7 protein-coding genes are annotated in these 7,709 nt (G+C 38.4%); 3 read left to right on the top strand and 4 right to left on the bottom strand.

What is annotated here, in order from left to right; all coding sequences use genetic code 11:
- Positions 1–3: 3 nt before the first annotated feature.
- The gene (locus tag AACZ92_RS07620) at positions 4–1,383 is read right to left on the bottom strand and encodes a Fic family protein (protein WP_339699265.1); all 1,380 of its coding nucleotides are present in this window, start codon (positions 1,381–1,383) and stop codon (positions 4–6) included.
- A gap of 318 nt (positions 1,384–1,701) precedes the next feature.
- Between AACZ92_RS07620 and AACZ92_RS07625 the strand changes: the two genes are divergently transcribed.
- Entirely contained in the window at positions 1,702–1,878 is a 177-nt protein-coding gene (locus AACZ92_RS07625; protein WP_339699267.1) for a hypothetical protein, read from the top strand.
- A gap of 130 nt (positions 1,879–2,008) precedes the next feature.
- Here AACZ92_RS07625 and AACZ92_RS07630 read toward each other — a convergent pair whose 3' ends face one another.
- Both AACZ92_RS07630 and AACZ92_RS07635 read right to left on the bottom strand, forming a co-directional pair.
- Positions 2,009–2,245: a hypothetical protein gene (locus tag AACZ92_RS07630; RefSeq protein ID WP_339699269.1), complete on the bottom strand. Its 237-nt coding sequence runs from the start codon at positions 2,243–2,245 to the stop codon at positions 2,009–2,011.
- Between the two features lie 24 nt (positions 2,246–2,269).
- Positions 2,270–3,199: a hypothetical protein gene (locus tag AACZ92_RS07635; RefSeq protein WP_339699271.1), complete on the bottom strand. Its 930-nt coding sequence runs from the start codon at positions 3,197–3,199 to the stop codon at positions 2,270–2,272.
- 391 nt (positions 3,200–3,590) lie between these two features.
- Here AACZ92_RS07635 and AACZ92_RS07640 point away from each other — a divergent pair, with 391 nt between their 5' ends.
- Positions 3,591–3,836 carry a hypothetical protein gene (locus AACZ92_RS07640; protein ID WP_339699274.1) on the top strand — a complete coding sequence of 82 codons (246 nt, stop codon included), beginning with the start codon at positions 3,591–3,593 and terminating at the stop codon, positions 3,834–3,836.
- A gap of 6 nt (positions 3,837–3,842) precedes the next feature.
- Here AACZ92_RS07640 and AACZ92_RS07645 read toward each other — a convergent pair whose 3' ends face one another.
- The gene (locus tag AACZ92_RS07645; RefSeq protein WP_339699277.1) at positions 3,843–4,088 is read right to left on the bottom strand and encodes a helix-turn-helix transcriptional regulator; all 246 of its coding nucleotides are present in this window, start codon (positions 4,086–4,088) and stop codon (positions 3,843–3,845) included.
- A 531-nt stretch (positions 4,089–4,619) separates the two neighbouring features.
- Here AACZ92_RS07645 and AACZ92_RS07650 point away from each other — a divergent pair.
- Entirely contained in the window at positions 4,620–7,571 is a 2,952-nt protein-coding gene (locus AACZ92_RS07650) for a SusC/RagA family TonB-linked outer membrane protein (RefSeq protein ID WP_339699280.1), read from the top strand.
- The last annotated feature ends 138 nt before the right edge of the window (positions 7,572–7,709 follow it).

Genomic DNA, 7,709 nt, shown 5'->3' on the forward strand with positions numbered 1-7,709 from the left:
TTACTACTTAATTATTTTCAATACTCCCTCATTACTTTCTTTAAAAGCATTACTTTTTTGTAATGCAGCTTCCACCTCTTGCATTTCTGCAGCATCAAGGGTGTGGCTAAAGGCCTGGGCACGATCAAGCATTCGTATATATACTTTTGGGTCGTTATTCCTGGTCAGCCTACGTAGTGCACCCAAATAATCTTCTCTATAGACGGTGGGTATAATTATTTTTGTGTGACCAGCACTGGATAGTTCTGCATTCATCATCACTCGTGCCATACGGCCATTCCCGTCCAAGAAGGGGTGTGCCTCACTTACCACAAACATTATATAAGCCGCTTTTGCAAAAGGATGCACAAGTGCCTTGTAAAAATCAAAACTTTGCAGTAGCGTTCCTCGTACCAGTTCCATTGCCACGAAAGAGGTATTACCAGCTTGATTGTTTTTGTTTTTAAATTTACCCGGATTTTTATCTGTTCTCGCACTCAATAATATCTCGTGACGATACTGTAAGATGTCGAGCAGGTTCTCGCCCGAATATGGAACTATTTTCATTTCCTGTCTATTGGAAACCAACTGATAGGTGCCCAAAACATCGTGGGAATCTTCATTGCGGGCTGGCAGTGGTTGCTGAGTAGCAATGATTTGTTTTGCAGTGTCAATTTCAAATACAGTTCCCTCTATGTAATTGGAAAAATAACTTTCGTAAAAAGCAAAATTGCGATATGCTTGGGTCGTGGTATTTTGTTCTTCCCTGTTCTTAAACTCCTGTTGCCTCAGTTCCCTAAAAAGGAGTTCAAACAATTTTACTCGTGCAGGGTCATAAGGCAATCCTACTGCTCTGGCAGCAGCTACAGGCGATTTAAGTTCCTTTGCTGACCTTGTGGCTAATAGTGCACTAATAATCTTATTGAGTCTTTCAAACTCTTTGTGCATCCCCAGCTCTTCAGCTATTTCACGCGCACGGTCACGCACGGCGTTTAGTTCATCCTCGCCATTGACACGGATAATCTGTTCAAGTTTTTCTTCTATTTGCGGGTAAGCAAGTGTTTTGGAATCGGCACCTGTTTGTCGGGAAACCTGCAGGTTTTCAAGCAATGCCCGTTCCTGTTGTGACACCATTAAATCACCCGAAAATGAAGTATCGCCCTCAATAGCTCCTGCTCCTTTCATAAAGCGAATTGTAATGCCAGGAAGTTTTATTTTTTTGGTGTATTTGTAGGTTACAAAAACTTGACCGCTTGCTGTGGGAGCAAATTCAAATGCAGAGCGATGACTTAGTACGGCTCCTGAATATAGGTTGCCGAGAATGGGAAATATATTCCGTTGGATGATGTCTTCTGGGGTGTCTTCAAAATTTGACGTATAGATTCTTGAAGCGATTTTACGCACATTACCGTCATCCTCCCACTTCGATATTCTGCGGGAGGTTACAGAATCTGGCGAACCATAAATAATTTCTTGTAGATGTATTGGGCTATTATTTTCCATCATAAATTAATTTAATTACAAAAATGCAAAATATTTTCCAATATAAAGTGTTTAATGCAAAATATTTTCCATTATAGGTAGATTAATACTTTCCGTTAAAAGTCTTAAACTGATAATCTTGTCAAATATTTTCCAGTATAAGGGCTTTAAAGCAAAATATTTTCCATTGAGCAGGAATTCTAATGGAATACTGATATTTTTGTATAAAAATAGCTGTGTATGAAAATTTCCCAATCCTTACCCCCTCCTGACAACTGGAAAGACTTTGAAAGACTCTGTAAAAAACTTTGGGGCGAAATATGGGATTGTCCGGAAATCACAATGAATGGCCGCAATGGACAAAATCAATCTGGCATTGATATTTCTGGTATACCTAAAGGGGAAGATTCATACTAAGACACTCAATACAAAAGAAAAGACTGCAATTCACAAAAGCAACTGACCAAAAAAGAAATCCTTGAAGAAATTGAGAAAACCAAAACCTTCAAGCCTGCCTTAATGAAAATGTACTTTACTACAACTGCGGTCAAGGATGCAAAGATTGAAACCTTTGTAAGAAAGAAAAATCTTTAACTATTACCCCTGGTTTCGCAAATACAAAAAGTGTTTTGACAATAGGTGCTTCAGAAACAATTTCATTATCAATAAAATTATCAAGACCTATTTCTGCATAATTTACAATTATATCAAGTAAAGGCTTCAAAAGTTCATCTTCTACAGCTTTCGAAAGCGATTTTTCTTCTTTTCCCATTTTCTTTTTCATAGGATACATTGTTAGCACACGTATTTATCCACGTTGCATTTCAATCAGTTGTTTAATTTCGTCAGCACCATTTAAGTTTGGCTTTAAATTTTTCGCATTGTCGATGTCCTTAATCATCTCGCCAAAAACATAACCTGGATTTGGTTGTTTTTTAATTAATGTAATTGCCTCGATATAAGTTTCCATCGCTTCACTTTCTTTATCTGTCATAAGTTGAGCTAAACCTTTATTGGCAAGTACCCAGCCTAACTCATATTCTGAATTTGCTTTATCGCAAAATTCAATGCATTTTTCATAATTGCCATTCTCAAAATTCGTCCATCCCAAACCGCCATAAAGTTCGGCTTTTTGTTGACTGTCAGACTTTACAATTGGCACTCGTTTTTCTGTTATAGCAACAACCTCGATACTTATGTTTACTCCATTATTTGTACTCGGATTTTTTAAACCTAAATAAACGGTTCCTGTTCTGATGTCGTCGATTTCCACTACAGCTTGTTTTGTGCTTTGAGCAGAACCTTCCATATTGTAGGAATAACTTCCTCCATACAAGTCTTTTTTAGATAAAAATTTATCGATGTTCGGTCGGTCACATAAATAAATGTTGGCAGAAGCCACACCATCCGGCACTTTTATAGCGGATAAAGTACTCGATGTTATTCCGCTTGGGTCAGACATCATACCGGTTAATTGTATAGCTAAATTCAGATTTTGTGTTCCGCTTTTACCTTTTTTAGTTGAAAAACTGTAATACCATTTGACTGTATTTGGTGGTAAATCTACTTGCAAATAGGTTCTCGATTGTCCGCCAAAAGTTGCATTCAGACCTCCATTCAAATAAATACTTCTACTTTCGATGAGTTGTTTGGTTTCTGTTTTAATTTCGTAGTCTTGAGAGTAACCAACTTGAATTAAAAACAGAAAGATAAATGTTATGATGTAGTTTTTTTTCATACTTGTGCTAACTTGTTTATATGAACACTTCTTTCTTTTTAATCTATCCATTTGGCCCGTTAAGAGCTATTTTTTCACATTTAGTACGTTCATATTTCTAATAATATAACATTACAAATAATATTATCAATATAATAATAAATATAAAAAAGCCAACCTTTACCCACATAGGATCATCCATATCATCGTTCCATTCCTCAGCAGCGTCCTTAGGAAAGAAAACATCGAAAAGGCTATCTATTAAATTTTTTATATGTTTCAAGGCTTAAAAGAAATCTAACATGCAAATAATATAGAAGCGCTTAGGGAAAAGGGATTGTACTTCTGTCTTTATAAAAATAGAAAAGAATATTTAAAATGTGTAGTTTTAAGTTCTGTTTATTAAAAAAATATGACCTATACCTTAGAGCAATATAATAACTTGGAAAGCGACGAGCAGCATAATTTGGTGTTTACAAAAGGTTATTTCGTTGATTACTATATAAAAGAGGAAAAGCGCTATTCCATGTATTCACTGTTCAAGTTTTTTGTAGAGGTAGAATATAGTGTTACTCAAAATAAAATTGTCAACCTTGTGGCTTTTCAAGAAGGTAAACTATTAGAAAGGTATTATATAGTAACTGATTTAAAATATTGATTGATTTTACAAATCAATTTTGTGCTTATTTAAGTCAAAATTAAATAGTTCTTTTGGATGAATATTTAACGCTTGTGAAAATTTTAAAAGCGTACTAATCGTTAGATTTATCTTTCCTTTTTCATATCTACTTATTTCAGAAACTTCAATTCCTGTAAAAAAACTGATATCTTCTTGAGTTTGCTTATTTCTTTTTCTATGTTCAATAATTTTTCCCCCAATTTCCTTTAATACTTCACTCTTGATATCCATTGCTACACAGTTTTGAAACAATTTCATAGAATTTGTCTAATATTATATTGGGATATATCCCAATATTTAAATAATATCACTATATTTGTCTCAATAACATATATTTGTGATTCTTCTATAAGCAAAAATTTTAGAAGCAATTGCTTTGAACCTCGACTTGAAAACTGGTAATTTTTAGCACGCGAGAGGATAAGTAAGTTTGCTCACGACCCGGGCGTGGGCTCTCTTATCTGTGTGCAAGGTAACCAGTACCCCAAGTCAGATAAGTTGAGACCTGCGCCTTTTTGTATTTGGCTCGGCACAAAATTTTCTTTCAATTTTCTTCAAAGCACCTTCTTTTCTATGCTATTTAGTGTTGCAACTAACCAATTAAACCTGCCTATGATAAAAGCTTATAATTAATACCATTAAAAAAGGCCTCCACACCCTGTTGCGCATAGTGTAAAAGGCCCTAATTAAATTATTGTCTAATCCAATCAATACAAAAGTATGAAAAATAACTACAAGCCAACCCTTGTGGTAAGGGTCTCTTTGTCCATAATTGTTTTTTTTACGGTCACCATTTACCCTATAGCTCAAGTAACCAATAAACTTGTTTCAGGAACGGTCACAGATATAGAGAACAACCCATTACCAGGCGTCAATGTCCTTATAAAAAATAAAAACAGGGGCACCACCACCCAGGTAGATGGAAGCTGGGAATTATTGGCAACTTCTCAAGACACCTTGGTGTTTTCTTTTTTAGGCTTTAAGCCTGTCAATAAGCTAGTTGGTAATAAAACAATCATCAACGTTCAATTATATGAAGATGCCACAGCTCTCGATCAAGTTGTGCTCAATGCTGGGTATTATACTGTTACCAATGCTGAAAAAACAGGGAGCATTACCAAGCTAACCTCTTCCAATATAGAAGACCAAGTGGTTGACAACCCGTTAGGGGCTATGCAGGGAAGGATGGCCGGTGTCAACATCGTAGAAAACTCTGGTGTGCCCGGTAGTGGTTTTTCGGTACGAATACGGGGCCAAAACAGTATTTTTGCCGGTAACGAACCGCTGTATATCATTGATGGGGTTCCCTACGGCTCCAATACGCTAAGCAATATAAATGTATCTGTTGAAATTTTCCCTAGGGGCGATGTCAGTCCATTAAATGCTATAAACCCTGCAAACATTCAAAGCATCGAAGTGCTCAAAGATGCAGACGCCACAGCGATATATGGTTCCCGCGGGGCAAACGGTGTAGTGTTGATCACTACCAAAAAGGGGGTAGAGGGCAAGGTAAAATTCACGATCAATAGCAGTACGGGCATCGCCCACATTACCCGCAAGGCAAAACTGCTCAACACCCCAGAGTACTTACAAATGCGCAGGGAAGCCTTCAGCAATGATGGCATCATGGAGTATCCCGAAACAGCATACGATGTAAATGGCACTTGGAGCCAAACCCGATACACAGATTGGCAAGAGCAACTTATAGGCGGTACGGCACACAGCCAAAACATCCATGCCAGTATGGCCGGGGGCAGTGAACAGACACATTTTTTGGTATCCGGTAACTACCAAAAGGAGACCACTGTTTTTCCGGGCAATTTTAACTACAGCCGTTTAAACGTTAATTCAAACATTACCCACGTCAGTAAAGACAACCGCTTCCGGTTACAGTTCAATGCGGGATATACAGTTCAGGACAACAAGCTCCCCAAGAAAGACCTGACCTTCGATGCCATATACCTTCCCCCCAATGCACCCGCACTCTATAACGAGAATGGTGAGCTTAATTGGGAAAACAGCACATGGACAAACCCCTTGGCAGCCTTACAGGCAGTCTACAACAATAATACAAACACCTTGTTGTCAACTGCGGTACTTACCTATGCGCCCATATCCAATCTAGAGGCCAAATTAAATTTAGGGTACAATGTCACAACCATAGAAGAGGGGTATAGTAACCCCCATACAATTTACGACCCCGCTTTTGGGTTGGACAGTAGCGTCTCACAACTTTTTCAAAATACTGGTAAGAACGACTATTTTAGTGTAGAGCCACAACTGGAGTGGAAAAAGAAATTTAAAAATGGAGAACTCAAGATACTTTTCGGGGCCACACATCAAAAAAGCACAAATGGGCAGCAAGCGTTTATAGGGATAGGGTTCCCAAATAACCAGTTTATCAATAACCTCAGTTCGGCAACAACACTGTTGGGATTGAATGAGAATGAACAGGTCTATAGCTATCAATCATTTTTTTCAAGGATCAACTATAGCCTAAAGAATAAAATTTACTTTAACCTAACGGCCAGGCGGGACGGTTCCAGCCGTTTTGGCCCCGGGAACAAATATGGCAATTTTGGTGCCATGGGGGCGGCATGGTTATTTTCAAAAGACCTTGATTGGCCTTGGCTCAATATGGGTAAGGTTAGGGGCAGTTACGGTATTACGGGCAACGATCAAATTGGGGATTATCAATACCTACAGTCCTATATAATTGGTGACAACACCTATAATGGCAATATTGCCCTAGAACCTGCCAGGTTGTTCAACCCCAACTTTAAATGGGAAGAAAACAGAAAAGCAGAAATTGCCATTGAATTAGAGCTGTTCAAGAACAGTCTCTTGTTGGCTGCCAATTATTACCGTAACCGCTCTGGCAATCAACTTATCAATTATACCCTGCCCACTACGACAGGTTTTTCCTCAATCTTGTCCAACCTGGATGCCGTCGTACAGAACACAGGTTGGGAGGTTGAAACAACCAAGATCATTGTACAAACTGAAAACTTCTTTTGGAACACTTCGATAAACCTTACCATCCCTAAAAACAAATTGGTCAAATTCCCCAACCTCGAAAGCTCTACGTATGCCAACCGGTTTGTCATTGGTCAGCCCTTATCGATAGCAAAGCTCTATAACCTAAAAGGGGTCAACCCCCAAACTGGATTGTTTGAATTTGAAGACTACAACGGTGACGGTCAGATCACCCCTATTGAGGACCGTCAATATATCGCTGACCTGACCCCTAAGCTGTATGGCGGGCTTTCCAATAGCATACAATATAAAAATTGGGGCCTTGACCTTCTCTTTCAATTCGTTAAGAAAGAAGGGTACAATCAATTCAATACCAATATCGCCCCCGGTACCATGTTCAATCAACCCATAGGGGTGTTGAACCATTGGCAACAAACAGGAGATACTGGCGATATACAACAATTTACAACTGGCGCAAATAGTGGGGCACTTTTGGCTTATTCGCAATTTAGCCAAAGCAGTGGCGCAGTATCCGACGCTTCCTTTATCCGACTAAAATCCTTGCACCTCTCATATAAAGTGCCAATAAGCAAAAGCCATGTCAATTCTTGCATGGTTTCCCTAAAGGGACAGAACCTGCTCACTCTTACTAACTATAAGGGCGCAGACCCAGAACAAACAAGAGGGTACATACCCTCTTTAAGGAGGATTGTCTTGGGCATACAACTTCAACTTTAAAAAACAGGTATTATGAAAGCACATAATTTAATAACATCAAAAAGAAAACGCATATATATCCTTGGTATCTGTATGGCAGGTATTTTTCTAGTGGGCTGTGAAGATTTTCTCGAAGCCGAAACCCCGCTCAATGAAATA

This window comes from uncultured Marixanthomonas sp. (assembly GCF_963974425.1).
In the GTDB taxonomy this organism is placed as follows: domain Bacteria; phylum Bacteroidota; class Bacteroidia; order Flavobacteriales; family Flavobacteriaceae; genus Marixanthomonas.